At 62.8% G+C, this 25,528-nt stretch carries 21 protein-coding genes and 1 riboswitch; of the genes, 15 read left to right on the plus strand and 6 right to left on the minus strand.

Translation table 11 applies throughout. The annotated features are described in order from the left end of the window. Positions 1–71: 71 nt before the first annotated feature. Entirely contained in the window at positions 72–1,493 is a 1,422-nt protein-coding gene (gene hldE, locus AD659_RS01855) for a bifunctional D-glycero-beta-D-manno-heptose-7-phosphate kinase/D-glycero-beta-D-manno-heptose 1-phosphate adenylyltransferase HldE (protein WP_053117830.1), read from the plus strand. Between the two features lie 142 nt (positions 1,494–1,635). Here the strand turns inward: hldE and AD659_RS01860 are convergent, their stop codons facing one another. The 4 genes from AD659_RS01860 to AD659_RS01875 all read right to left on the minus strand — a co-directional run bounded on the left by AD659_RS01860 (position 1,636) and on the right by AD659_RS01875 (position 5,208). Continuing rightward, positions 1,636–2,601, minus strand: coding sequence for a hypothetical protein (locus tag AD659_RS01860; RefSeq protein WP_053117832.1), 966 nt, complete (start codon positions 2,599–2,601; stop codon positions 1,636–1,638). 34 nt (positions 2,602–2,635) lie between these two features. Beyond that, entirely contained in the window at positions 2,636–3,448 is an 813-nt protein-coding gene (locus tag AD659_RS01865) for an aldo/keto reductase (RefSeq protein ID WP_053117834.1), read from the minus strand. After that, positions 3,445–4,620: an NAD(P)/FAD-dependent oxidoreductase gene (locus AD659_RS01870; protein WP_053117836.1), complete on the minus strand. Its 1,176-nt coding sequence runs from the start codon at positions 4,618–4,620 to the stop codon at positions 3,445–3,447. Before AD659_RS01870 ends, AD659_RS01865 begins: the two co-directional genes overlap by 4 nt. Positions 4,621–4,875: 255 nt before the next feature. Next, on the minus strand, positions 4,876–5,208 hold the full coding sequence (locus AD659_RS01875; protein ID WP_046065574.1) for a DMT family transporter: 333 nt from the start codon (positions 5,206–5,208) through the stop codon (positions 4,876–4,878). A gap of 103 nt (positions 5,209–5,311) precedes the next feature. Between AD659_RS01875 and AD659_RS01880 the strand changes: the two genes are divergently transcribed. Further along, positions 5,312–6,202, plus strand: coding sequence for a LysR family transcriptional regulator (locus AD659_RS01880; RefSeq protein WP_053117838.1), 891 nt, complete (start codon positions 5,312–5,314; stop codon positions 6,200–6,202). A 22-nt stretch (positions 6,203–6,224) separates the two neighbouring features. Continuing rightward, the gene (gene waaA / locus AD659_RS01885; protein ID WP_053117841.1) at positions 6,225–7,499 is read left to right on the plus strand and encodes a lipid IV(A) 3-deoxy-D-manno-octulosonic acid transferase; all 1,275 of its coding nucleotides are present in this window, start codon (positions 6,225–6,227) and stop codon (positions 7,497–7,499) included. 187 nt (positions 7,500–7,686) lie between these two features. Here the strand turns inward: waaA and AD659_RS01890 are convergent, their stop codons facing one another. Next, positions 7,687–9,126: a TolC family outer membrane protein gene (locus tag AD659_RS01890; protein WP_053117843.1), complete on the minus strand. Its 1,440-nt coding sequence runs from the start codon at positions 9,124–9,126 to the stop codon at positions 7,687–7,689. Positions 9,127–9,284: 158 nt separating this feature from the next. After that, a riboswitch (TPP riboswitch) is annotated at positions 9,285–9,390 on the plus strand. A 161-nt stretch (positions 9,391–9,551) separates the two neighbouring features. Between AD659_RS01890 and thiC the strand changes: the two genes are divergently transcribed. Both thiC and cytX read left to right on the plus strand, forming a co-directional pair. Continuing rightward, positions 9,552–11,441, plus strand: a complete 1,890-nt coding sequence (gene thiC, locus AD659_RS01895; RefSeq protein ID WP_053117845.1) for a phosphomethylpyrimidine synthase ThiC — start codon at positions 9,552–9,554, stop codon at positions 11,439–11,441. A 197-nt stretch (positions 11,442–11,638) separates the two neighbouring features. Next, positions 11,639–12,931, plus strand: coding sequence for a putative hydroxymethylpyrimidine transporter CytX (gene cytX / locus AD659_RS01900; RefSeq protein WP_053117846.1), 1,293 nt, complete (start codon positions 11,639–11,641; stop codon positions 12,929–12,931). Here the strand turns inward: cytX and AD659_RS01905 are convergent. Beyond that, the gene (locus tag AD659_RS01905; RefSeq protein ID WP_053117849.1) at positions 12,900–13,646 is read right to left on the minus strand and encodes a DUF3298 domain-containing protein; all 747 of its coding nucleotides are present in this window, start codon (positions 13,644–13,646) and stop codon (positions 12,900–12,902) included. The genes cytX and AD659_RS01905 overlap by 32 nt on opposite strands. A gap of 214 nt (positions 13,647–13,860) precedes the next feature. Here AD659_RS01905 and AD659_RS01910 point away from each other — a divergent pair, with 214 nt between their 5' ends. The 10 genes from AD659_RS01910 to AD659_RS01960 all read left to right on the plus strand — a co-directional run bounded on the left by AD659_RS01910 (position 13,861) and on the right by AD659_RS01960 (position 25,414). After that, on the plus strand, positions 13,861–14,478 hold the full coding sequence (locus AD659_RS01910) for an NUDIX domain-containing protein (protein ID WP_053117851.1): 618 nt from the start codon (positions 13,861–13,863) through the stop codon (positions 14,476–14,478). Next, a complete protein-coding gene (locus AD659_RS01915; protein ID WP_024618006.1) occupies positions 14,469–14,921 on the plus strand; it encodes a DUF1249 domain-containing protein in 453 nt (150 codons plus the stop codon). Before AD659_RS01910 ends, AD659_RS01915 begins: the two co-directional genes overlap by 10 nt. 99 nt (positions 14,922–15,020) lie before the next feature. Continuing rightward, a complete protein-coding gene (cpdA, locus tag AD659_RS01920; RefSeq protein ID WP_053118181.1) occupies positions 15,021–15,836 on the plus strand; it encodes a 3',5'-cyclic-AMP phosphodiesterase in 816 nt (271 codons plus the stop codon). Positions 15,837–16,718: 882 nt separating this feature from the next. Beyond that, complete coding sequence (locus AD659_RS01930; protein ID WP_053117853.1) at positions 16,719–17,075, plus strand: DUF6124 family protein; 357 nt, start codon at positions 16,719–16,721, stop codon at positions 17,073–17,075. Between the two features lie 1,120 nt (positions 17,076–18,195). Next, a complete protein-coding gene (locus tag AD659_RS01935; RefSeq protein ID WP_053117855.1) occupies positions 18,196–18,804 on the plus strand; it encodes a YqiA/YcfP family alpha/beta fold hydrolase in 609 nt (202 codons plus the stop codon). A gap of 42 nt (positions 18,805–18,846) precedes the next feature. After that, complete coding sequence (gene parE, locus AD659_RS01940) at positions 18,847–20,751, plus strand: DNA topoisomerase IV subunit B (protein ID WP_053117857.1); 1,905 nt, start codon at positions 18,847–18,849, stop codon at positions 20,749–20,751. Further along, positions 20,751–21,737: an esterase-like activity of phytase family protein gene (locus AD659_RS01945; RefSeq protein WP_053117859.1), complete on the plus strand. Its 987-nt coding sequence runs from the start codon at positions 20,751–20,753 to the stop codon at positions 21,735–21,737. The genes parE and AD659_RS01945 overlap by 1 nt, the downstream gene beginning before the upstream one ends. Further along, complete coding sequence (locus AD659_RS01950; RefSeq protein ID WP_053117861.1) at positions 21,734–22,255, plus strand: retropepsin-like aspartic protease family protein; 522 nt, start codon at positions 21,734–21,736, stop codon at positions 22,253–22,255. Before AD659_RS01945 ends, AD659_RS01950 begins: the two co-directional genes overlap by 4 nt. A 10-nt stretch (positions 22,256–22,265) precedes the next feature. Further along, entirely contained in the window at positions 22,266–24,530 is a 2,265-nt protein-coding gene (gene parC, locus AD659_RS01955) for a DNA topoisomerase IV subunit A (protein WP_053117862.1), read from the plus strand. Between the two features lie 179 nt (positions 24,531–24,709). After that, positions 24,710–25,414, plus strand: coding sequence for a PqiC family protein (locus tag AD659_RS01960; protein WP_053117864.1), 705 nt, complete (start codon positions 24,710–24,712; stop codon positions 25,412–25,414). The last annotated feature ends 114 nt before the right edge of the window (positions 25,415–25,528 follow it).

The raw sequence follows: 25,528 nt of genomic DNA on the forward strand, positions 1-25,528 counted from the left end.
AGCCATGGAAGAGCCTGCCTCAACCCTGTGCTAATATCGCGCCCCTGTTCATTTTGTATGTGGGATGCTCCATGAAGTTGTCCATGCCGCGATTCGATCAAGCCCCTGTATTGGTGGTCGGCGATGTCATGCTCGACCGCTACTGGCATGGCGGTACCTCACGGATTTCCCCTGAGGCGCCGGTACCGGTGGTCAAGGTCGAGCACATCGAGGATCGCCCCGGTGGTGCCGCCAACGTGGCCTTGAACATCGCTGCCCTCGGCGCACCGGCCTCCCTGGTGGGCGTGACCGGTGACGACGAGGCCGCCGACAGCCTGACCAACAGCCTCAAGGGTGCGGGTGTACGCGCGATATTCCAGCGCGTTGCGCACCAGCCGACCATCGTCAAGCTGCGGGTCATGAGCCGTCACCAGCAATTGCTGCGTATCGATTTCGAAGAACCGTTCGCCACCGATCCCCTGGCCCTCGGTGCCGAGGTCGAAAACCTGCTCGAAGGTGTCAAGGTCCTGGTGTTGTCGGACTACGGCAAAGGCGCGTTGAAAAACCACCAGGCGCTGATCCAGGCCGCCCGTGCCCGTGGCATTCCGGTCCTGGCCGATCCCAAGGGCAAGGATTTTTCCATCTACCGGGGCGCCAGCCTGATCACGCCGAACCTCAGCGAGTTCGAAACCATCGTCGGCGGTTGCGTCGATGAGCACGAATTGGTGAGCAAAGGCGCGCAGCTGATGCAGGACCTCGACCTCGGCGCCTTGCTGGTGACCCGTGGCGAGCACGGCATGACCTTGCTGCGCCCCGATCACCCGGCGTTGCACCTGCCGGCCCGTGCCCGTGAAGTGTTCGACGTGACGGGGGCTGGCGACACGGTGATTTCCACCTTGGCCGCGGCGATCGCTGCCGGGGAGGAACTGCCCCACGCGGTCGCCCTGGCGAACCTGGCGGCCGGCATTGTCGTCGGCAAGCTCGGCACGGCGGCCATCAGCGCCCCCGAGCTGCGCCGTGCCATCCAGCGCGAGGAAGGTTCCGAGCGCGGCGTATTGGGCCTGGAGCAATTGCTGCTGGCCGTTGACGACGCCCGTGCCCACAACGAAAGCATCGTCTTCACCAACGGTTGTTTCGACATCCTGCACGCCGGTCACGTGACCTACCTCGAGCAGGCCAGGGCCCAGGGTGATCGGCTGATCGTCGCGGTCAATGACGACGCCTCCGTTAGCCGTCTCAAGGGGCCGGGGCGGCCGATCAACAGCGTCGACCGGCGCATGGCGGTCCTGGCCGGCCTGGGCGCCGTGGACTGGGTGATCAGCTTCAGCGAGGGCACCCCGGAAAACCTGCTGCGCCAGGTCAAGCCGGACGTGCTGGTCAAGGGCGGTGACTACGGGATCGACCAGGTCGTGGGCGCGGACATCGTCACGGCCTACGGCGGTACCGTGAAAGTCTTGGGGCTGGTGGAAAACAGCTCGACGACGGCGATTGTGGAAAAGATCCGCAATAACTGAGCGGCAGTTTGAGCCTGGCGGCTGTTGTGGCGAGGGAGCTTGCTCCCGCTGGAGCGCGAAGCGGTCCCAGTTCAAGTGGGCGCTGCGCACCCAAGCGGGAGCAAGCTCCCTCGCCACAAAAGCGCTCTGGGTGGCGTAGTTTCTAACGAGCCACCTTGCGCGGCACGATCTTCTTGAGCAACTGCCGCGCCTTGCCCTTGAGTCGGGTCAGGCCCGACTCCTTGCCCGGTGGCGTCAGCCCTTGCTGGCGCAGCCAGTCCTTCCAGCGAATCCGCTCGTCGCGCACCAGCCAGCCGTCCTGCCGGGCGAAACTTTCCGCCAGGTACAGCCCACGGGTGCTGGCCGGGTGCAACTGATCTTTCTTCAAGGTATACAGCTCGGGCAAGGGCTGCCCGTCCTGCAGCGGCATCAGGTACAGGTCCGGGCGCTTGCGGTCCAGGCGCGCCACCAACTGGTCGCCTTCCAGGCGCTCATCGACGTGAAACAGGCTCAGGGACTTGGCTTCCTTGGGCACATCCAGGCGCAAGTCATAGATCAATTGCAGCGATGCCGTCGGCAGGTGCACGTAGGCCCGTGGCCGCTCGATCAACTGCAGATTGGCGCTGCGCACCGGGCGGGCCGAGCCCGACAGTGGCGTCAGGCGAAACGGCAAGGCTTCGCGGTAATGCAGGGCCGTGGCGTAGGGGGCCGGCAGCCAGGTGTCGTTGAAACGCCCACCCAGCCAGCCTTCAGGGGTTTCCAGCAGGCACTCTTCGGCAATTTCGCTGATGGCGGTGAGCAGCGGCAGGTTCAGCTCGTGGGCCGGGACGTAGCCGGAAATCAGCTTGAGCACGACGTCGCCGCGATCCTGCCGACGCTGGCGCACCAGTACCCAATAGTCGCGGTTCTGCCAATGCAGGGTCAGGCGTACCGAGACGCCCAGATTGGCCAGTTCCAGGGAAAAACGCTCGGCATCGGCCACCGCGACAGGGCGGCGGCGCTGTAAGGTCTGGGCGAAATTCAGCGGCATCCCGACGCTCTGGTAAGTCAGGCCTTCGGGGGTCGCTTCGACGAACAGGGGCAGGGTCTTGAAGTTGCTTGGGTTCTTTCTGATGAGCGTACGCGGCATGTCGGCTCCTTCCTTCAGGCCGCGTAGGGCGGCGTCAGTGTTTACGCAGGACCGTGGCGACGGTCGCGACGTTATGGGCGAGGTGCAGCGGATTGATGGTGCCGACAATAGCACTGGCGACCCCAGGATGCTCAAACAACAGTTCGAAACTGGCGCGAACCGGGTCTACCCCGGGGCCCAGGCAGACGTGGCCGCTGGCCAAGGCTTTTTTCACCAGAATCGCTTTGCCGTGTTTGCTGGCGTAGTCAATGACCGCCTTTTCGTTTCGTTCGTTCAGATTGTAGGTGACCATCGCGCAATCGCCTTGCTCCAGGGCTTTCAAACCGCCGTCGACGGTCTTGCCGGAAAAACCGAAGCCGCCGATCTTGCCTTCGCGCTTGAGCGCCGCCAGGGTCGGGTAGACCTCGCTGTCGTTGAGGATCGCCAGGTCGTTGCCGTCGGAATGCACCAGGACCAGGTCGATATAGTCGGTTTCCAGGCGCTTGAGGCTGCGTTCCACCGAGAACCGTGTGTGGGCGGCACTGAAGTCGTGGCGTGACTGGCCGTCGCTGAACTCTTCGCCGACCTTGCTGACAATCACCCAGTCCTGGCGTTGGCCGCGCAGCAGCGGGCCGAGGCGTTCCTCGCTGCGGCCGTAAGCCGGCGCGGTGTCGATCAGGTTGATGCCCAAGTCGCGCGCCAGTTTGAGCAGCATGCGCGCTTCGTCGTCATCGGGAATCTGAAAGCCGTTGGGGTATTTGACGCCCTGGTCGCGGCCCAGCTTGACGGTGCCCAGGCCCAGGGGGGAAACCCGCGGGCCGTCATGGCCCAAGGGCCGATAGAGGTCGTGCAGGGTCGCTTGGCTCATGGCAGCAGTTGCTCCCAGGCAGGCACGCCCATGGGCGGCTTCGGCAAGTCCGGCAGCGGGGCCGGGTGGCTTGGCTGGATGTCCTCGCGTTGCAGCGCATCGATCACCCGATCGGCGAAGTCCGGGGCCAGGGCCAGTTTGGTCGGCCAGCCCACCAGCAGGCGATCCTGCTCGGCGAGGAAAGCGTTATCCGGGCGGGTCAGGCCTGATTGCAGCGGCTCGGCGCGGTCAACCCGCAGCGTGGCCCATTGCGCGGTGCTGAGGTCGACCCAGGGCAATAGCTGGCCGAGTTCTTTCTGGGCGGCGGCGATCTGTGCGGCGGGCTCGCGAGTGACGGCATCGCCTTCGGCCAGGTCGCCCCCCAGGTACCAGACCCATTGGCCATCGGCGGCCGGATGGGTGGTCACAGTGACGCGTGGCTTCGGTCCGCCGCCCAGGCAGTGGGCGTAAAGCGGCTTGAGGCTCGGTCCCTTGACCAGGACCATGTGCAATGGCCGAGTCTGCATGGCCGGTTTGTCCAGGCCCAGGGCGTTGAGCAGGTCGGCGGTGCCGCCCCCGGCGCTGAGGACAATGCGTTGGGCGCGAATCTCCCGGCCATCGACCTTCAGTCCCGTCAGCGCGCCGTCTTCGCGCAGGGGTTCGATATGTTGGCCGGCCAGCAGGCTGTCGCCGGCCAGTTCCGCCAGGCGCGCGATCAGGCTGGGCACGTCCACCACCAGTTCGGCCAGGCGATAGACCTTGCCCTTGAAACGTTTGTCTTGCAGGGCCGGCGGCAGTTGGTCGCCCTTGACCTGGTCGACCCGTCCACGCACGGCCTTGCTGGCAAAGAAACTGGTGAGGTTGCCGGCCAGGGTGCCGGGGGACCAGAGGTAGTGGGCATCGGACAGCATGCGCACGCCGGACAGGTCCAGTTCGCCTTCCCCCTTCAGGGCTTCGCGCCAGCGGCGCGGCATGTCGGCGATGGCTTCCGAGGCCCCGGTCAGGGCGCCATGCAAGGCGTACTTGGCGCCGCCATGGATGATGCCCTGGGATTTGACACTCTGCCCGCCGCCGAGGCTGGCGCTTTCCACCAGCACGGTCGAAAACCCCTGGCGACGCAGGCGGGCATTCAGCCAAAGGCCGGCGACGCCTGCGCCGACAATCAGAACGTCGGTGGAAATAACGGATGGCATGAGCGACCTCAGTGTTCAAGACAAGGGCGCAGTATACAGACTCGATGCGGAGGGCATTTGTTGACGATCAACGTCGGCAACTTGCGACAAAGCTCTTGTGGCGAGGGAGCTTGCTCCCGCTGGACCGGGCTGGCGCTCCAGCGCGAAGCGGTCCCGTTTCTAGTGGGCGCTTCGCACCCAAGCGGGAGCAAGCTCCCTCGCCACAAGTGCGTTCCAGCTCAATATCGGTGTGTTCCAACTCAATGGCAGTGTTTTTCAGTGCCCAGCAGTCTTGGAAAACAGCTGGATCACCACCACCCCAAGAACAATCAACGCCATCCCCAGCATCGCCGGCACGTCCAGTTTCTGCCCGTAGATGAACAGCGCCGCCACGCTGACCATGACGATCCCCAGTCCGGCCCAGACCGCATAGGCCACCCCCACCGGTACGGTGCGCACCACCAGCGTCAGCATCCAGAAAGCGGTGGCGTAGCCGACGATGACCAACAACAAGGGCAGGGGCGTGCTCAGGCCCTTGATCGCCTTCATCGAAACGGTGGCGATGACTTCGGCGCAGATGGCGATGGCCAGGTAGTAGTAGGCGTTCATGGGCGGTTCCTCTTCGACGGTTGCGTCTTTCGATGGGGCCATTCTAGAGATCGCTCAGATGCGGTAAAGTCATTACCTATCTGTATTGAAGATAGGTTGAGCCATGAACGAGCAGTGGAACCTTGAGCAATTGCGACTGTTTGTCGGGGTCGCTGAAAAGCGTTCGTTTTCCGCCGTGGCACGGGACCAGCGCAAGGCGCAATCGGCCATCAGCAGTGCGATTGCCTCGTTGGAGGACGACTTGGGGGTGAGCCTGTTCGAGCGCAGCAGCGGTCGCCAGCCCAAGCTCACCGATGCCGGCGAAGCCCTGCTCGAAGAGGCCAGGGAAGTGCTGCGCCAGTGCGAGCGCCTCAACGGTCGGGCTCTGGCCTTGATGCGTGGGCAGGAAGCATCCCTGCGCCTGGCCCAGGACGAAGCCATGCCTTATCAACCGGTCATCGACAGCCTGGCGGCCCTGGCCGAGCAATTCCCCACCCTCGAAGTGCAACTGGCCAGCGCCGCCCAAGGCGATGTGGCGCGCAAACTGGTGGAGCGGCGCGCGGACCTCGGCTTGCTGTTCTACCACGACCAGATCCCCGAGGCGCTGGAGCGCCGGGTGCTGGGCAGCGTCGAGATGGTCACGGTGTGCGGCCGCGGCCATCCGCTGGCGAACCATGATTATGTGTCCTGCCGGGAAATGGCCCGGCACCGCCAATTGTTGATGGCGACCCAGACCAGCGTTTACCCCGGCAGTGAGCAGGCCAGCCCGCAGGTCTGGCGCGCCGACAGTTTCTACGTGTTGGCCGAATGGCTGAGGAGTGGCCTGGGCTGGGCGTGGTTGCCACGGCATGTTGTGCAATACCCGGCATACCTGGGGGATATGGTCGAGCTCAACAGCGAATGGACCCCGCCGGCCCTGGTGGTGGAACTGGTCTGGCGCCGCGATGAACCCCTGGGCCCGGCCGCCCGTTGGCTGGCGGAACGTTTTGCCGTGCAGTTGCAGGCGATCGGCTGAAAAACCGATAAACTCCGCCGCCATGAACAGAACTCTCTATAGCGCGTTGTTTTACCTGGGGCTGCCACTGGTAGCGATTCGGCTGTGGCTGCGGGCCCGCAAGGCGCCGGCGTATGCCCGGCGCATTGGCGAGCGGTTCTCCTGGGGCCTGCCGGTCATGGTCCCGGGAGGCATCTGGGTCCATGCGGTGTCGGTGGGCGAGAGCATTGCCGCCGCGCCAATGATCCGCGCCTTGCTGCAACGTTATCCACAGCTGCCGATCACCGTCACCTGCATGACGCCCACCGGTTCGGAGCGGATCCGGGCGTTGTTCGCCAGCGAGCCACGCATCCAGCATTGCTACCTGCCTTACGACTTGCCCTGCGCCGCCAAGCGTTTTCTCGACCGCGTTCAACCGTCCCTGGCGGTGATCATGGAAACCGAACTATGGCCCAACCACATTCACCAATGCGCCAGGCGCGGCATTCCCGTGGCCCTGGCCAACGCGCGGCTGTCGGAGCGCTCGGCGCGGGGCTACGCGCGTTTTCCCAAGCTCACTCGACCGATGCTCGCCGAGATGAGCCTGTTCGCCGTACAGACCGAAGCCGAAGCCGAGCGTTTTCGCCATTTGGGCGCCCGGGTGGGAACCGTTGAGGTCACCGGCTCGATCAAGTTCGACCTGACCATCGACCCGCAACTGCTCGAAAGCGCCAGCGCCTTGCGCCGTGAGTGGCACGCGGTGGATCGCCCGGTGTGGATCGCCGCCAGCACCCACGAGGGTGAGGACGAAGTGGTGCTGGCCGCCCATCGTCGGCTGCTCGACAGTTATCCCGATGCGTTGCTGATCCTGGTGCCGCGCCATCCCGAGCGCTTCGACTCCGTGCATCAACTGTGTGTCAACGAAGGTCTGGTCACGGTGCGGCGCTCCAGTGGGCAACCGGTTGCCGCCCAGGCTTCGGTGTTGCTCGGCGACACCATGGGCGAGCTGCTGTTTCTCTACGCGTTGGCCGACAGTGCGTTTGTCGGTGGCAGCCTGGTGCCCAACGGTGGGCACAATTTGCTCGAGCCGGCGGCCCTGGCGAAGCCGGTGCTCAGTGGGCCGCACCTGTTCAACTTCCTCGAAATCGCCGCGCAACTGCGCACCGCCGGGGCGCTGGCGGAAGTGGAAGATGCCGAAAGCCTGGCCCTGGCGGTCCAGCGCCTGTTTGAACTGCCCCGGGATGCCCAACGTATGGCCGAGGCGGGGCTTGCGGTGATGCGCAGCAACCAGGGCGCGTTGCAGCGGTTGCTGGACGGGTTGGGGCGGTTGCTCGACTGAGCTTTTGTGGCGAGGGAGCTTGCTCCCGCTCGGCTGCGAAGCAGCCGTAAAGTCGGCACTGCAGTTCTGGCTGGCAGAACGCAGTGACTGGTTTTGGGCCTGCTTCGCAGGCCAGCGGGAGCAAGCTCCCTCGCCACAGGTAAGTCGCCCAACACAAAAATGACTCGTTGCCCGCGGGATCGGTGTGCTACTGCGCCGGTCGCGAGCGCAGCTGCTCCGCCGCGGCCTGGGCCAGGTCCGGCGGCAGGAAGTCGCGGTCGGGGTTGTAGTCGGGCTTGAGGTAGCGCGACAGGTCCTGCAGGTCCGCCGGGCTCAAGGTCCCGGCCGCCTGTTTGAGGCGCAGGTTGTCGAGGATGTAGTCGTAGCGGGCGTTGTTGTAGTTGCGCACCGAGGTGTACAGCTGACGCTGCGCATCGAGCACATCGACGATGTTGCGCGTACCCACCTGGTAACCGATCTCCGTGGCTTCCACCGCGCTCTGGTTGGAGATGATCGACTGGCGCCGGGCCTGGACCTGCTCCACGTCGGTATTCACCGCACGGTGCAGGTTACGGGTGTTCTCCACGACCTGGCGGCGCAGGCCTTCGCGTTGCTGCTCGGTCTGGGTGAGTTGCGAGTAGGACTCGCGCACCTGGGAGCTGGTCAGCCCGCCGCTGTAGATCGGGATGCTCAGTTGCAGGCCGATGGTGCGTTGCTCGGCATCGCCGCCATAACGCTGGCCGGTGGGGCTCGGGTTGGTAAAGCCGAGGCCGTCGTTGTCGCCTTTTCTGTATTGGGCGATCGCATCGAGGGTCGGTGCATGGCCGGCCTTGCGTTGGCGCAGGGTGTCCTCGGCGGCATCGACGGCGTAGTTGCTGGCCAGCAGGTTCAGGTTCTGCTTGGCCGCCGTGTCGACCCAGGCCTTGGCGTCGTTCGGTGTCGGCGGCAGGATCGGCAGGGTGTGGACGATGCCCTGGAGCGAGTTGTACTGGCGGTTGGTCAGGGTGATCAGGGCTTCAAAAGCGTCTTCGACCTGGCGCTGGGCGAGGATCCGGTTGGCCCGTGCGGTGTCGTAGCTGGCCTGGGATTGCAGCACGTCGGTCTTGTCTGACAGGCCGACGTCGAAGCGTTCGTTGGACTGGTCGAGCTGGCGCTTGAACGCGGCTTCCTCTGCCTTGGTCGAGGCCAGGTTGTCCTGGCTGCGCAGCACGTTGAAGTAGCTTTCGGCGCTTTGCAGGATCATGTTCTGTTCAGTGGCCGACAGTTGTAGCGACGCTTGTTCGTCGACGGACTTTGCCGCCTGGAGCTGGAACCAGCGGTCGGCGCGGAAAATCGGTTGGGACAGCGTTGCCTGGTAAACCGTGGAACTGCGGGTGGCGGTCATCGCCGGCTGGTCCAGTTCGGTACGGGTGTTGTTCAGGTCGGCACCGGCCGAAAGGTTCGGCAACAATCCGGCGCGTGCCTGGGGCACCACTTCCTTCTGGGCGCCGTATTGAGCGCGGGCAGCGGCCAGATCGGCGTTGTTGTCCACCGCTTCCTGATACACGCTCACCAGATCGGTTTTGGTGGTCAAGGGCGCTTCGGCGGCCCAGGCCATTGCGTTGGACGCACAAGACACGGCCAGGGCCAGTGAAAGTTTGCGCAGCATGAGGCTATCCCTAGTTCACAAATGAGAGTGCGCATAAGTGGCGCGCGGCGTAGCGAGTGTAGTTGTGCAAAGGCACGGCAACAATCCTGTATATGCGCCATTCATCACGCCTTTTGCCCTGGCGATGGCGTTCTCTCGTGGTTGTGTCTAGACTGGCCGGGTTCTTGTCGGGGTGCCTTGCTATGAGGCTGAGATCGAATAATTTCGGATCCCGTTGAACCTGATCAGGTTAGCGCCTGCGTAGGGAACAAGATTTCTCGTCACCCGGCGAGTCCTCTTGTGCTTCGTCCGGGATGTCGTTCGACCATTGAACGCACTCGAGCAGCAAGCACAGCGTCCGCACTTTCGTGCAGGGATGCGTCCATTCGTTACAGGTTCGCTCCGACAAAAATCCACTGCCTGGATGTGTGTCTGGAGAGCCCGTGATGACGACAAAATCAAAAAACGCGATCAACCTCAGTGAATCGGCCCAGGTCGATCAGCAATCGGTTCAGCCCTTTACCCGCTCGCAAAAAATCTACGTCCAGGGCAGCCGCCCTGATATCCGCGTGCCCATGCGCGAAATCAGCCTCGACGTGACCCCGACCGACTTCGGCGGCGAAATCAACGCGCCGGTGGTGGTGTATGACACCTCGGGCCCGTACACCGACCCGAACGTGATCATCGACGTGCGCAAAGGCCTGGCCGATGTGCGCTCGCCGTGGATCGAAGCCCGTGGCGACACCGAGCGCCTGGCGGGCCTGAGTTCCAACTTCGGCCAGGAGCGCCTGGCCGACGCCGAACTGACCAAGCTGCGCTTTGCCCACGTGAACAACCCGCGTCGCGCCAAGCCGGGTGCCAACGTCAGCCAGATGCATTACGCGCGCAAGGGCATCATCACCGCCGAGATGGAATACGTCGCCATCCGCGAAAACATGAAGCTGGAAGTGGCCCGCGCCGCCGGCCTGCTGGACCAGCAACACGCTGGCCACAGCTTCGGCGCCAGTGTACCGAAGGTCATCACCCCGGAATTCGTGCGTGACGAAATCGCCCGTGGCCGCGCGATCATCCCGGCCAACATCAACCACACCGAACTGGAACCGATGATCATCGGCCGTAACTTCCTGGTGAAGATCAACGGCAACATCGGCAACAGTGCGCTGGGTTCGTCCATCGAAGAAGAGGTGGCGAAGCTGACCTGGGGCATTCGCTGGGGTTCGGACACGGTCATGGACCTGTCCACCGGCAAGCACATCCATGAAACCCGCGAGTGGATCATCCGCAACTCGCCGGTGCCGATCGGCACCGTGCCAATCTACCAGGCCCTGGAAAAGGTCGGCGGCGTGGCCGAAGACCTGACCTGGGAGCTGTTCCGCGACACGCTGATCGAGCAGGCCGAGCAGGGCGTCGACTACTTCACCATCCACGCCGGCGTGTTGCTGCGTTATGTGCCGATGACCGCCAAGCGCGTCACCGGTATCGTCAGCCGTGGCGGTTCGATCATGGCCAAGTGGTGCCTGGCGCACCACAAGGAAAACTTCCTCTACACCCACTTCGAAGACATCTGCGAAATCATGAAGGCCTACGACGTCAGCTTCTCGCTGGGCGATGGCCTGCGTCCGGGCTCGATTGCCGACGCCAACGACGAAGCGCAGTTCGGCGAGCTGGAAACCCTCGGCGAGCTGACCAAGATCGCCTGGAAGCACGACGTGCAATGCATGATCGAAGGCCCCGGCCACGTGCCGATGCAGTTGATCAAAGAGAACATGGACAAGCAGCTCGAGTGCTGCGACGAGGCGCCGTTCTACACCCTCGGCCCATTGACCACCGACATTGCGCCGGGCTACGACCACATCACGTCCGGTATCGGTGCGGCGATGATCGGCTGGTTCGGTTGCGCGATGCTCTGCTACGTCACGCCGAAGGAACACCTCGGCTTGCCGAACAAGGATGACGTGAAGACCGGGATCATCACCTACAAGATCGCCGCGCATGCTGCCGATCTGGCCAAAGGGCACCCGGGCGCGCAGATCCGCGACAACGCCCTGAGCAAGGCGCGTTTCGAGTTCCGCTGGGAGGACCAGTTCAACCTCGGCCTGGACCCGGACACCGCCCGCTCGTACCACGACGAAACCCTGCCGAAGGACTCGGCCAAGGTGGCGCATTTCTGCTCGATGTGCGGGCCGAAATTCTGCTCGATGAAAATTACCCAGGAAGTGCGCGAGTACGCCGCCAACCAGCGCATTGAAGCGGTGGATGTGGATGTCGCCCAAGGCTTGGCGGAGCAGGCCGAGCGGTTCAAGAAGGAAGGTAGTCAGCTTTACAAGAAAGTCTGACCTGGGCGGCACTCACCTGTGGCGAGGGAGCTTGCTCCCGCTGGCCTGCGAAGCGGGCCCAAAACCAGTCACCGCGTTCTGGCAATCAGAATTGTGGTGACCGGTTTGGCGGCTGCTTCGCAGCCGAGCGGGAGCAAGCTCCCTCGCCACAAGGATGATCCGCGCCCCAAAACAATAATCTGCCCTGAGATATCTCTGTGAACATCCAACCCAGCACCTACTCCCCCGACACCGCTGTCCCCCTGGACAAACGCGTCTTCGGCGCCCGCGATCTGTTTTCCCTGTGGTTCTCCCTCGGCATCGGCCTGATGGTCTTGCAGGTCGGTGCCCTACTCGCGCCGGGCCTGGGCCTGAGCGGTTCGTTGCTGGCGATTTTCCTCGGCACGCTGGTGGGCGTCCTGCTGCTGGCGGCGGTCGGGGTGATTGGCAGCGACACCGGCCTGTCGGCCATGGCCGCGCTGAAGCTCAGTCTCGGTGGCAAGGGTGCGAGCGTGCCGGCGGTGTTGAACCTGCTGCAGTTGATCGGCTGGGGCTCGTTCGAAATCATCGTCATGCGCGATGCCGCCAGCCTGCTCGGTGCCCGGGCCTTCAGCGAAGGCAGCCTGGGTTCGAACCCGCTGCTGTGGACGCTGTTCTTCGGCGCCCTGGCGACCCTGCTCGCCGTGAGCGGGCCGTTGACGTTCGTGCGCAAGGTCCTGCGCAAGTGGGGCATCTGGTTGCTGCTGGCGGCCTGCATCTGGTTGACCTGGAACCTGTTCGCCAAGGCTGACCTGGCGGCGCTGTGGGCCCAGGCGGGCGATGGTTCGATGCCGTTGGCGGTGGGGTTCGACATCGCCATTGCGATGCCGCTGTCGTGGTTGCCGTTGATTGCCGACTACTCGCGTTTCGGTCAACGGGCCAAGAATGTTTTTGGCGGTACTGCCGTGGGCTTCTTCATCGGTAACTTCTGGCTGATGAGCCTGGGCGTGGCCTACACCCTGGCATTCGCACCGAGCGGTGAAGTCAACGCGTTGCTGCTGGCCCTGGCAGGTGCTGGATTGGGTATTCCGCTGCTGCTGATTTTGCTGGACGAATCGGAAAACGCCTTCGCCGACATCCACTCGGCGGCGGTGTCCAGCGGCATGCTGTCGGACTTGAAGGTCGAGCACCTGGCCTTGGCGATTGGCGTCATCTGCACCTTGATCGCCTGCTTTGCACCGTTGGCGCAATACCAGAACTTTCTGTTGCTGATCGGCTCGGTGTTCGCGCCGCTGTTCGGCGTGGTGCTGGTGGACCACTTCATCCTGCGCAAACGCAGCAGCCAAGTGGTGTCAGCCTCGTTGCGTTGGCCGGCCCTGTTGGCCTGGTTGGGTGGGGTGAGCACCTATCATCTGCTGGCCAACTTCTATCCGGACATCGGCGCAACCCTGCCGTCGCTGATCCTGGCAGGGTTGCTGCAGCTGTTGCTGGGCCGGGCCTTCAGCTACGGCCAGGGAACAGCTCGGGCTTGAGGATGCCGTTGAGACGTGGGTAGGCGATCTTCAGTTCGATGTGGCCCAGGGCGTACGGCGCGATGGTGCTCACTTCGTACTTGAGGATCACCCCGCCGTAGGTCAGCGCGATGTGTGGGGTTTTCTGGAAGGACCACTGTTTCAGGAAGTCGGGCTCCTGATCCAGCTTGGTGCTGATCAGCCAGCTGTTGTGGGCCACTTGCGCGGCTTTCCAGAAGGCTTCTTCCTGGCCCGGCAGCAGCATGTCCGACAGCGTCAGCACCTTGTGTTGCTGGCGCGAATAGTTGATGAAGCCGCGCCCCGGCGTGCCGTGGGCGCCGCCAGTGTCCAGGTAGCTGGACAGTTCGATGATCACCAGGCCGTCATGTTGCTCGCGTACTTTGGCCTGCAAATAGCTGCTGTTGCGCGGTGCGGCGCTGCGCAAAAACTGTTCGCGGTAGGCCGCCAGCGTCGGCGCCACCGGGGCGTCCGGGGTGGCGCGGGTCATTTGCAGCAGGCGCTTTTCGATGATGCCGTCCAGGGCTGGTTCGGCAGGAAAGCGCAGGGTGTCGATGTTCACCAACGGGCAGTCGGCGCTGGCGCAACCTGGTTGCAGTTGTTCCGAAGCATCGCGAGTGGTCTCCAGCGGTGCGCGATAGTTGGGTTGGAAGAGGCTTTGGCAAGCGCCCAAGGTCAGGGCAATGGCGGCCACGGAGGCGGTTTTGAAAAGCGACATGGGCGTCCTTCATGAAACACGGAAAGGCAAAAAGTTACCCGCTTCGACTGTCGGCAAGGCAATCAGTTCGCCACTAAGCTCATTAGAGTGATTTTAAGCGCAGCCGTCCATCCCGATCACTGGAAGGGGGCTGCCCCAAAGGGTTCGAGCGCGTTAGGATGGCGCGAAGCCGAGGTTGGAACCTCGTATCGATCGACTGCACACGAGGATTGTCATGACCGATTTCGCCAACGCCACACCGAACACCGTGGACATCGTCAAGCGTGAAACCTGCTTCAAGGGTTTCTATGAGCTCGACCGCCTCGTCTTGCGCCACGAGTTGTTTGCCGGTGGCATGAGCCGTGAAATCAGCCGTGAACTGTTTGTGCGTCATGATGCGGTGTGTGTGCTGCCCTACGACCCGCAGCGCGATGAAGTGGTGTTGATCGAGCAGTTTCGCGTGGGGGCCATTGGCAAGACCGCTAATCCCTGGCTGGTGGAGCTGGTGGCTGGCCTGATCGACAAGGACGAGCAACCGGAAGAAGTTGCTCATCGCGAAGCGCAGGAGGAAGCTGGGCTTGTCTTCGCTGCGCTCTGGCCGATGACCCAGTATTTTCCATCGCCGGGCGGCAGCAATGAATTCGTACATTTGTTCTTGGGGCGTTGCGACAGCACGGGGGCAGGCGGCCTGCATGGCCTTCTGGAGGAGGCCGAGGACATTCGGGTGAAGGTCTGGGCCTACGAAGATGCCTTGCAAGCCGTGCGCGACGGACGTATCTGCAACGCGGCCAGCATCATTGCCTTGCAATGGCTGGCCTTGAATCGCGATGAAGTGAGGGGGCTATGGTCCTGAACAAGCTGCGCGACCGCTATCGCGTCGATCTGGTGGGGTTGCAGGCCGCCTGCGAGGCCAACTATGCCCGCCTGATGCGCTTGTTGCCGGACATGCGCAACGACCCGTTGCCGCGCCGCATCGCCGTGACCCACGGCGACCAGATGCTCGGTGTGCTGGCCCTGGAAGTGCTGCAGACCTGCCCCTACACCACCACCTTGCAGGTGCGCCAGGAGCACAGCCTGCCCTGGCTGCCGGTGCCGCAACTGGAAGTGCAGGTCTATCACGACGCGCGCATGGCCGAAGTTGTCAGCGCCGAACATGCACGACGCTTTCGTGGCATCTATCCTTACCCTAATGCCTCGATGCACCAGCCGGATGAAAAAGCCCAGTTGAACCTGTTCCTGGGCGAGTGGCTGAGTCATTGCCTGGCGCTGGGCCACGAGTTCGAAGTCGTACGGTAGTTGTGAACCGGTTCCGGTTCGCGGGTTTCCCCTTTCGATCGTCCCCCAGCATAATTGCGGCTTCATGCAACGGCGTGATTGCGCCTGGGAGAAAGCGATTTGCCGAGCGTATCCAGCTTGACCACGGCCGATGCGGCACTGTTGGTCCAACTGTCTGACAGCCATTTGTTCGCCGAGGCCGATGCTTCGTTGCTGGGCATGAACACCCGTGACAGCTTGCGGGCGGTCATTGATCTGGTGCTCAAGCAACAGCCGAATATCGACCTGATGCTCGCCACTGGCGATCTGTCCCAGGACGGCACGTTGCAATCCTACGCGGCGTTTCGGCAGTTGACTGCGCGAATCGATGCGCCGGCGCGGTGGATTCCCGGTAACCATGATGAACCGCAGGTGATGCTTGAGGCGGCGGTCAAGAGTACGTTGCTCGATCCGGTGGTGGACATTGGCAATTGGCGGGTGACGATGCTCGATTCCGCCGTGCCGGGTTCGGTGCCGGGTTTTTTGGCCGAGGAGCAGTTGATTCTGTTGGCTAATGCCTTGAGCGAGGCGCCGGAGCGGCATCACTTGGTGTGCCTGCATCATCATCCTGTGTCGATTGGGTGTGCGTGGATGGAGCCGATCGGGTTGCGTAATCCTGAGGCGCTGTTTGCGGTGTTGGACCGGTTTCCCCAGGTGCGGGCGGTGTTGTGGGGGCATGTGCATCAGGAGGTTGACCGGATGCGCGAGGGGGTTCGTTTGTTGGCTTCGCCTTCGACGTGTATTCAGTTTGAGCCGGGGAGTGAGGATTTTGCGGTGGGCTCGCAGGCGCCGGGGTATCGGTGGTTGCGGTTGTTGCCGGATGGGCGGTTGGAGACGGGGGTTGAACGGGTGGTTGGGTTTGCGTTCACGCCCGACTATGGTTCCAACGGTTACTGAGAACGAGGCGGCGTTACAGCCGACCTGTTTCTCCCTGCTGTACACCTATCAGGTCTGTGGGAGCAAAGCTTGCTCGCGAGGCGGCCTTACAGTTGGCCTTGTTGATCGAGTACATATCCATTTCTGCGGTAACGGCCACTTAGGGTTCCGCCCTGACGGCGGGTCACTTTTGAAAAGCGCAAAAGTAACCAAAACGCTTCAGCCCCACCACTCGGTGCCTCGCCTAGGCTCGGCATGCCCGAACGAAGGCATTGCTCCGTGGGCCCGCCGCGAAGGGCCATCCATGGCCCAGCGCGGCTATCCCGGCATCCATGCCGGGATGCCCACTCCACAATGCCTGCGTTCGGCCAGCGTGGTTAACGGGGCGCCCGAGATCAACGTCCATCGCGAGGCGGCCTAGTAGCCGACCTGGCTCTCCCGGTCGTACATCGGTCAGATCTGTTTGAGCAGGACCTGTGGGAGCAAAGCTTGCTCGCGAGGCGGCCTGACAGCCGACCTGGCTCTCCCGGTCGTACACCCATCCAATTGTGGGAGCGAGCCTGCTCGCGAAGACGGCGACACATTCAGCATTGATGCAAGCAGACCCACCGCCATCGCGAGCAAGCTCGGCTCCCACAGGGATCGGCGGTGGACACTGATCTTATAAACGACCCAAAACCTGTGTGGGAGCGAGCTTGCTCGCGATGACTGCCTGACAGCCGACCTGAATTGTGGGAATGGTCGGACAACCTTCCTGGTTCAAGCAGATTTTTCCGACGAGCTCTGGCGGTTGCTGGGTGGGAAGGGCTGTCGCTAACCTTTTCCCGTCGCTGAAAGTTCAGCGGCCGGGCCTGGAAACCCGAAAGTAGAAGGGCGTTATTTCAATCCTAGTGGAGCGCCAACATGTCTGAAGATAACTCTGGGCCAACAAAAAACGATTCCATTTCTTCCGAAGCCAGCCAGATTCCCCCGATCCTCGATGAAGCCGCCAAGCGCGCCATCGACCATTATCTTGACCCCAAACCTCAATCCAAAAAGAAAAAGCCCTCAGGACTGTTCACCGTTGTGGACGGCGTCGACACCGAAAGCCTGCTGGCCAACCTCAGTGAAACCCTGGCCTCAGCCGATGCCATGGTCAGCGACCTTGCCTTCGACCTGAAAGGCTCGCGACGCCATGTTGCCCTTGGCATTCAGCAACTGATCGAGCTGGGCGCTTTATTGGCGAATCGGATGCTGGACAACGTCAATACACAACCCTGACCACACCGCGAGCAGAGGCGAGCAAGATCGCTCCCGCAATGGGATCGGAGTACGACCGGAGACCAGGCCAGCTGTCAGGCCGCCTCGCGAGCAAGCTTTGCTCCCACAGGTCCTGCTCAAACAGATCTGATGGGTGTACGACCGAAAGAGCCAGGTCGGCTACTAGGCCGCCTCGGCGTGGACGTTGATCTCGGCGCCCCGTTAACCACGCTGGCCGAACGCAGGCATTGCGCAGTGGGCAACCCGGCATGGATGCCGGGTTAGCCGCGCTGGGCCATGGATGGCCCTTCGCGGCGGGCCCACGGAGCAATGCCGGAGTGAGGGCACACCGAGCCTAAGCGAGGTGCCGAGTGGTGGGGCAGGAGCGCTTTGGTTACTTTCGCGCTTTTCGAAAGTGACCCGCCGTCAGGGCGGAACCCTAAGCAGCCGTTACCGCAGCAATGGATATGTATGCGGTCAAAAAATCCTGGCCGCCTGTCAGGCCGCCATCGCGAGCAGGCTCGCTCCCACATTTTTTTCCGAGTTGTTCTCAGGTATCGCATTCACCATAAATCCTCTGTGGGAGCGAGCCTGCTCGCGAAAATGGTGTGCCATCAAGATTGATGTTGGCTGACCCGACGCATTCGCGAGCAAGCCCGCTCCCACAGGAGAAACGCGGTCCCCATCAAGAACCAGGTCGGCTCTCAGGCCGCCTCGTGCTGGACGTTGATCTCGGCGCCCCGTTAACCACGATGGCCGAACGCAGGCATTGCGCAGTGGGCAACCCGGCATGGATGCCGGGTTAGCCGCGCTGGGCCATGGATGGCCCTTCGCGGCGGCCCACGGAGCAATGCCGGAGTGAGGGCATGCCGAGCCCTAGCGAGGCACCGAGTGGTGGGGCAGGAGCGTTTTGCTTACTTTTGCGCTTTTCAAAAGTGAGCCGCCGTCAGGGCGGAACCCTAAGTGGCCGTTACCGCAGCAATGGATATGTACTCAATCAGACCGCCATCGCGAGCAAGCTTTGCTCCCACAGGTGTTGTGATCGACGATTCACAGGAGGCAACAACACGGTCAAATCCCCCCCAACCACCGCAATCTCCCTGTAAACTCCGGCCTTTGCCCAGCACCCAGGGAGTCGGCAATGTCGGGTTCGATCCTTTATATCCATGGCCTCAACAGCGCCCCGGCGTCGACCAAGGCCAGCCAGTTGACGCAAGTAATGACGCGCCTAGGCCTGAGCGACCAGCTACAGGTGCCCGCCTTGCATCACCACCCCCGCCAGGCCATCGGTCAACTGGAGCGAGCAATTGCAGAACTGGGTCGACCGCTGCTGGTCGGCAGCTCGCTCGGCGGCTACTATGCGACTCACTTGGCCGAGCGCCACGGCCTCAAGGCCCTGTTGGTCAATCCTGCCGTGAGCCCGCACCGGATGTTCGACGGGTACCTGGGTACGCAGAAGAATTTATACACCGACGAAACCTGGGAATTGACCCACGACCACGTCACGGCCCTGGCCGAGCTGGAAGTGCCGGCGCCCCGGGATCCGCAGCGGTATCAGGTATGGTTGCAAACCGGTGACGAAACGCTGGATTATCGCCACGCCCAGCAGTATTACCGCGCCTGTGCCTTGCGCATCCAGGCCGGCGGCGACCACAGTTTCCAAGGGTTTGCCCAGCAGTTGCCGGCACTGTTGAGTTTTGCCGGCATTGGCGCCGATTTGTACCAGGCGATCGACTTCACGTCGCTGTGAGCCCATCGCCCCTTTTTCATTGAACACTGACGACGAGACCCCATGGCCACTCCCAGCGCTAGCTCTTATAACGCAGACGCCATCGAAGTCCTCTCGGGCCTCGACCCGGTGCGCAAGCGCCCCGGCATGTACACCGACACCAGTCGGCCGAACCACCTCGCCCAGGAAGTCATCGACAACAGTGTCGACGAAGCCTTGGCCGGGCATGCGAAGTCGGTGCAGGTCATCCTGCACGCCGATCACTCGCTGGAAGTCAGCGATGACGGTCGCGGCATGCCGGTGGACATTCACCCTGAGGAGGGCGTGTCGGGCGTCGAGCTGATCCTCACCAAGCTCCACGCCGGCGGCAAGTTTTCCAACAAGAACTACCAATTCTCCGGCGGTCTGCACGGGGTAGGTATTTCCGTGGTCAACGCCTTGTCGACCCAGGTGCGGGTGCGGGTCAAGCGTGACGGCAATGAATACCAGATGACGTTCGCCGACGGCTACAAGGCCACCGAGCTGGAAGTGGTGGGCACCGTCGGCAAGCGCAACACCGGGACCAGCGTGTATTTCGCCCCGGACCCGAAGTATTTCGATTCTCCGAAGTTTTCCGTCAGCCGCCTCAAGCACGTGCTCAAGGCCAAGGCTGTGTTGTGCCCGGGGCTACTGGTCAGTTTCGAGGACAAGGCCACCGGCGAGAAAGTCGAATGGCATTACGAAGACGGCCTGCGCTCTTACCTGGTGGACGCGGTCAGCGGTTTCGAACGCCTGCCTGACGAGCCGTTCTGCGGCAGCCTGGCCGGTAACAAGGAAGCGGTGGACTGGGCGCTGTTGTGGCTGCCCGAAGGCGGCGAAAGCGTCCAGGAAAGCTACGTCAACCTGATCCCCACGGCCCAGGGCGGCACCCATGTCAACGGCTTGCGCCAGGGCTTGCTCGACGCCATGCGTGAGTTCTGCGAGTTCCGCAACCTGCTGCCCCGTGGCGTGAAGCTGGCGCCGGAAGACGTCTGGGAACGCATTGCCTTCGTCCTGTCGATGAAGATGCAGGAACCGCAATTCTCCGGCCAGACCAAGGAGCGCCTGTCGTCCCGTGAGGCGGCGGCGTTTGTTTCCGGGGTGGTCAAGGACGCGTTCAGCCTGTGGCTCAACGCCAACCCGGAAACCGGCCTGGCCCTGGCAGAGCTGGCGATCAACAACGCCGGTCGCCGTCTGAAGGCCAGCAAGAAGGTCGAGCGCAAGCGCATCACCCAGGGGCCGGCCTTGCCGGGCAAACTCGCTGATTGCGCCGGGCAGGACCCGATGCGTTCCGAGTTGTTCCTGGTGGAAGGTGACTCCGCCGGCGGTTCGGCCAAGCAGGCGCGGGACAAGGAGTTCCAGGCGATCCTGCCGTTGCGGGGCAAGATCCTCAATACCTGGGAAGTGGACGGCAGCGAAGTGCTGGCCAGCCAGGAAGTGCATAACATCGCGGTGGCCATCGGCGTCGATCCGGGCGCCGAGGACATGACCCAGCTACGCTACGGCAAAATCTGCATCCTCGCCGACGCCGACTCCGACGGCCTGCACATTGCCACGCTGCTCTGTGCCTTGTTCGTCCAGCATTTCCGCCCGCTGGTGGACGCCGGCCACGTCTATGTAGCGATGCCGCCCCTGTACCGCATCGACCTGGGCAAGGAAATCTACTACGCCCTGGACGAAGCCGAGCGCGATGGCATCCTCGATCGCCTGGTCGCCGAGAAGAAACGCGGCAAGCCGCAAGTCACCCGATTCAAGGGTCTGGGCGAGATGAACCCGCCGCAGTTGCGTGAAACCACCATGGACCCGAACACCCGCCGTCTGGTGCAGTTGACCCTGGATGATTTCGAAGCGACCTCGGAAATGATGGACATGCTGCTGGCGAAGAAACGCGCCGGCGACCGCAAGTCCTGGCTCGAATCCAAAGGGGACCTGGCCGAGGTGCTGGCCTGATGCGCAACGGTTTCGCCCTGGCGTTGTGGCTATGGGCGGGGATGGTAGTCGCAGGGCCGGCGCCGGAGTTGAAGCTGTTGTCCGAGCACGCCGTCGACGGCATGCGCGGTGGCAACCTGTCCGGGTTGGCGCTGTGCGGCGGCGAGATGTGGACGGTGTCTGATCGCGACGATGATCGCATCTACCGGCTCAAACCCGTCGATGCGCCGGTCTGGCAGGCTGAGATGGTTGAAATCGAGGTGCCGAAGGTGCCGGACAGCGGTTTGCCCTGGGGCTTGAGGTCGCGAACCTGGGCGGCGTCGTTCCTGCGTGGCGGCGAACTGGATTTCGAAGGCATCAGCTGTGACAACGCCGGCAATCGTTATATGGTCAGTGAGTCCCATGCTGCGGTGTTGCAGGTGCCGCCGTCGGGGCCCGCGAGCTGGTTGAAAATCGCCCCCACCCTGATCCGCCAGGCCCGTGCCAGCGGCATGTTGCTGCATTTCAATGCATTGTTCGAAGGTTTGGCGATCAATCCGGCCGGTGACCAGCTATGGTTTGCGGCCGAGCGCGAACGCCGCGGCCTGTTGCTGATCAAGCGTCAGCAGACGGTGTGGGACTGCGATGGAAATTGCGTGTTGTTGAGCGAAGCGGGGCTGGAAATGCAGCCGGCGCAGTTCCCCAAGGCCAAGGCGGTTTCGCGGGATTTCGCCGACCTGTCATTGTTCGATGGCAAGCTGTTTACCCTGGAGCGCAACGCCTATCAGATCTGTCGGCGTGACCCGCGGACCGCCCAGATGGAGCGTTGCTGGTCGTTCGCCGCCGAGGCGTTGCAGGATAACCGTCGTTATCCCCAGCCTTATGGGCTGGCCGAAGCGCTGGTGGTGGACGCCGAGGGTGCCTGGATCGGCCAGGACAACAACGATGGCACGCGGGCCGATGGCGAACAGCGGCCGATCGTCTGGCGTTTCGCCGCGCCCGACGGTGGCTGGAGCGCCTCGCCGTGAGCCCGCAGCCGCCGGGCAAGCGCGCCGGCCGGGTGCTGATGATCCTGGCCTGGTGCGCGGCGCTGTTTCTGGCGACGCGGTTTTTTGCCCAATGGGAGCAGCGCCAGCAAAATCCCAACACCCAGGTGTACTCGCAAAAAGGCGAAGGTTTTATCGAGGTGAAGTTGGTCGGCAATACACAGGGGCATTTCGTCGCCAGCGGCCAGATCAACGGCCAGCCGGTGGACTTCATGCTCGACACCGGTGCCACCGACGTGGCGATTCCGCTGGAGCTGGCCGAGCGCCTCAAGCTGGAAAAGGGTTTCGGCGTGACCTTGAGCACCGCCAACGGTGTGAGCGAGGGCTACCGTACCCGCATCGACCGGCTGCAATTGGGTGACATTGTCTTGCGCGATGTCCGTGCCCTGGTGGCGCCCGGCCTGGGTGGCACGCAAGTGCTGCTGGGCATGAGCGCCCTGAACAAACTTGAATTTACCCAGCGCGACGGCACCATGCTGCTGCGCCAGACAACGAACTGATGAGGCCCGCATGAGCGACATTCTTGCAGACAGCTTAGACGGCGTAGAACGCCGATCGCTGGCTGACTTCACCGAAAATGCCTACCTCAATTACTCCATGTACGTGATCATGGACCGCGCCTTGCCGCACATCGGCGACGGTTTGAAGCCGGTCCAGCGGCGGATCATCTATGCCATGAGTGAGCTGGGGCTGGATGCGGATTCCAAGCACAAGAAATCGGCGCGTACCGTCGGCGACGTGCTCGGTAAGTTCCACCCCCACGGCGATTCGGCCTGCTACGAAGCCATGGTGCTGATGGCCCAGCCGTTCAGCTATCGCTACACGTTGGTGGACGGCCAGGGTAACTGGGGTGCGCCGGACGATCCCAAGTCCTTCGCGGCCATGCGGTACACCGAGGCGCGGCTGTCGCGCTATTCCGAGGTGCTGCTCAGCGAACTGGGCCAGGGCACCGCGGACTGGGGACCGAACTTCGACGGTACCCTCGACGAACCCTTGGTGTTGCCGGCACGTTTGCCGAATATCCTCCTCAATGGCACCACCGGTATCGCCGTGGGCATGGCCACCGACGTGCCGCCCCACAACCTGCGGGAAGTGGCCACGGCGTGCGTACGTCTGCTGGACGAGCCGAAAGCCACGGTGGAGCAGCTCTGCGAGCATATCCAAGGCCCGGACTATCCGACCGAAGCGGAAATCATCACTCCCCGCGCCGACCTGCTGAAAATCTACGAGACCGGCCGCGGTTCGGTGCGTATGCGCGCCGTGTACCACATCGAAGACGGCGACATCATTGTCACGGCGCTGCCGCATCAGGTGTCCGGGGCTAAGGTCCTGGAACAGATTGCTGCGATGATGCAGGCAAAACCGTCGAAAGCGCCGCAAGTGGCCGACTTGCGTGACGAATCCGACCACGAAAATCCGTGCCGCATCGTGATCATCCCGGTCAACAGCCGGGTCGACCACGACGCGCTGATGCAGCATCTGTTCGCCAGCACTGACCTGGAGTCCAGCTACCGGGTCAACATCAACATTATCGGCCTGGACGGCAAGCCGCAGCTGAAAAACCTGCGGGCCTTGCTGGTGGAATGGCTGGAGTTCCGGGTCAAGACCGTGCGCCGGCGCCTGCAATTCCGCCTGGACAAGGTCGAGCGCCGCCTGCACCTGTTGGACGGCTTGCTGATTGCCTACCTCAACCTGGATGAAGTGATTCACATCATCCGCACCGAGGAGCACCCCAAGGCCAGCCTGATCGAGCGTTTTGCCCTGAGCGAAATCCAGGCCGACTACATCCTCGACACCCGTCTGCGGCAGTTGGCGCGGTTGGAAGAGATGAAGCTGCGCGCCGAGCAGGATGAATTGCTCAAGGAGCAGGCCAAGCTGCAAGCCCTGCTGGGCAGCGAAGCCAAGCTCAAGAAGCTGGTGCGCACCGAACTGCTCAAGGACGCCGAAACCTATGGCGACGACCGTCGTTCGCCGATCGTCGAGCGCGCCGAAGCCAAGGCGCTGAGCGAACATGATCTGTTGCCGAACGAGAAAGTGACGGTCGTGCTGTCGGAAAAAGGCTGGGTGCGTTCCGCCAAGGGTCATGATATTGACGCGACGGGGCTTTCCTACAAGGCTGGAGACGGCTTCAAGGCCTTGGCGGCCGGGCGTTCCAACCAGTTTGCGGTGTTCGTCGACTCCACCGGGCGCAGCTATTCGGTGCCGGCCCATACCCTGCCATCGGCGCGCGGCCAGGGCGAACCGCTGACCGGTCGTTTAACGCCGCCACCGGGTGCAACTTTTGAATGTGTGCTGATGCCTGATGATGATGGACTTTACGTAATCGCATCGGACGCGGGTTACGGGTTCGTGGTCAAGGGTGAGGACCTGCAAGCCAAGAACAAGGCGGGCAAGGCGTTGTTGAGCCTGCCGAACAACGCCAAGGTGATTGCGCCGCGCCCGGTTGCCGATCGGGAGAGCAACTGGCTGGCGTCGGTCACCACCGAAGGCCGGTTGCTGGTGTTCAAGATCAGCGACCTGCCACAGTTGGGCAAAGGCAAGGGCAACAAGATTATTGGTATTTCCGGCGAACGGGTCGCCAGCCGTGAGGAATATGTCACGGATATTGCAGTGTTACCGGAAGGCGCGACGCTTGTCCTGCAGGCAGGAAAGCGCACGCTTTCGTTGAAAGCAGACGATCTTGAGCATTACAAGGGTGAACGCGGTCGGCGAGGCAACAAGCTTCCGAGGGGATTTCAGCGAGTCGATGCGCTGCTCGTCGAAAACCTCAATTAGGCGTACTAGAGGGCTCGGTCTGCGATTAAATGCCGCAGATCGATACTTTCGCGCTGGAGTCGGCGCGCATATTCACGGATGATAGGCCCTTTCAAGCGCCGGCGTGGCCGAGCGTTCTTCATAATGACCGAGTATTTTTTCACTGTGGCAAGCCTTGTGGCTGCCACCTGGACGGAACGATGACTGCTCTGCGCCTCCCTATTTTGTGGCTCGCCGGCCTGCTTGGCCTGGCGGGCTGCAGCATGAACCAGCCGGTTTCGCTGTACCAACTGGACAGCGGAACCCCGGCCCAGCCTGCACAAAGCTCAGGCATGGCCGTATTGCTCGGCCCGGTTCTGATCGCTGACTACCTGCAACGTGAAACCTTGTTGCAACGCCAACCGGACGGCAGCCTGCAAGCCGCCACTGACGGTCGTTGGGCCGGCAGCCTGTCCTCTGACATCGATCAGTTGCTGTTGCGCCAGGTCGCCGGGCACCTGGACAGCCAACGCGTGGTGCTGGCCCCTGCGACCCAGGGCTTCACCCCGGATGTGCAGGTGCTGCTGTCGATTACCCGCCTGGACTCGGGTAAGGAGCAACCGGCAGTGCTCGATGCCCAATGGCGGTTGATCGACCGTCGTGGCAAGGTGCGTGAGAACCGCATCGTACATCTGCAAGAGGTCCATGTCGGCACCACCGCAGCACAGGTCCAGGCCCAGGGCGTGCTCCTGCAACGCCTGGCCGAACAGCTGTCCGTGTCGCTCAAACCCCTGGCCAACCAGCCGCCTGTCGCCGAAGTGCCCCGCAAGCCCGCGCCTGCCCCGGCCAAACCGGTCGAAAAGGAAAAGGACAAGATTCCCATGGCCTTGCCGATTCGTACGGACATGGAAGTGTTCAGGTTCTGATGGTCTGACTGGATATAAGACAAAGCCCGCGTTGATGCGGGCTTTGTTGTTTCTGCCGGTTGGATTTTCCGGCGCCTTATCGGCCCTATCGCGAGCAGGCTCGCTCCCACAGGA

The organism is Pseudomonas thivervalensis (genome assembly GCF_001269655.1).
In the GTDB taxonomy this organism is placed as follows: domain Bacteria; phylum Pseudomonadota; class Gammaproteobacteria; order Pseudomonadales; family Pseudomonadaceae; genus Aquipseudomonas; species Aquipseudomonas thivervalensis.

Bases quoted from the DNA above. Each gene is read 5' to 3' on its own strand.
- hldE (WP_053117830.1), top strand. From the start codon at position 72: ATGAAGTTGTCCATGCCGCGATTCGATCAAGCCCCTGTATTGGTGGTC.
- AD659_RS01890 (WP_053117843.1), bottom strand. From the start codon at position 9,126: ATGCTGCGCAAACTTTCACTGGCCCTGGCCGTGTCTTGTGCGTCCAAC.
- AD659_RS01870 (WP_053117836.1), bottom strand. From the start codon at position 4,620: ATGCCATCCGTTATTTCCACCGACGTTCTGATTGTCGGCGCAGGCGTC.
- AD659_RS01930 (WP_053117853.1), top strand. From the start codon at position 16,719: ATGTCTGAAGATAACTCTGGGCCAACAAAAAACGATTCCATTTCTTCC.
- AD659_RS01910 (WP_053117851.1), top strand. From the start codon at position 13,861: ATGACCGATTTCGCCAACGCCACACCGAACACCGTGGACATCGTCAAG.
- AD659_RS01905 (WP_053117849.1), bottom strand. From the start codon at position 13,646: ATGTCGCTTTTCAAAACCGCCTCCGTGGCCGCCATTGCCCTGACCTTG.
- AD659_RS01935 (WP_053117855.1), top strand. From the start codon at position 18,196: ATGTCGGGTTCGATCCTTTATATCCATGGCCTCAACAGCGCCCCGGCG.
- AD659_RS01945 (WP_053117859.1), top strand. From the start codon at position 20,751: ATGCGCAACGGTTTCGCCCTGGCGTTGTGGCTATGGGCGGGGATGGTA.
- AD659_RS01865 (WP_053117834.1), bottom strand. From the start codon at position 3,448: ATGAGCCAAGCGACCCTGCACGACCTCTATCGGCCCTTGGGCCATGAC.
- AD659_RS01860 (WP_053117832.1), bottom strand. From the start codon at position 2,601: ATGCCGCGTACGCTCATCAGAAAGAACCCAAGCAACTTCAAGACCCTG.
- AD659_RS01915 (WP_024618006.1), top strand. From the start codon at position 14,469: ATGGTCCTGAACAAGCTGCGCGACCGCTATCGCGTCGATCTGGTGGGG.
- thiC (WP_053117845.1), top strand. From the start codon at position 9,552: ATGACGACAAAATCAAAAAACGCGATCAACCTCAGTGAATCGGCCCAG.
- AD659_RS01875 (WP_046065574.1), bottom strand. From the start codon at position 5,208: ATGAACGCCTACTACTACCTGGCCATCGCCATCTGCGCCGAAGTCATC.
- AD659_RS01880 (WP_053117838.1), top strand. From the start codon at position 5,312: ATGAACGAGCAGTGGAACCTTGAGCAATTGCGACTGTTTGTCGGGGTC.
- parE (WP_053117857.1), top strand. From the start codon at position 18,847: ATGGCCACTCCCAGCGCTAGCTCTTATAACGCAGACGCCATCGAAGTC.
- parC (WP_053117862.1), top strand. From the start codon at position 22,266: ATGAGCGACATTCTTGCAGACAGCTTAGACGGCGTAGAACGCCGATCG.
- waaA (WP_053117841.1), top strand. From the start codon at position 6,225: ATGAACAGAACTCTCTATAGCGCGTTGTTTTACCTGGGGCTGCCACTG.
- AD659_RS01960 (WP_053117864.1), top strand. From the start codon at position 24,710: ATGACTGCTCTGCGCCTCCCTATTTTGTGGCTCGCCGGCCTGCTTGGC.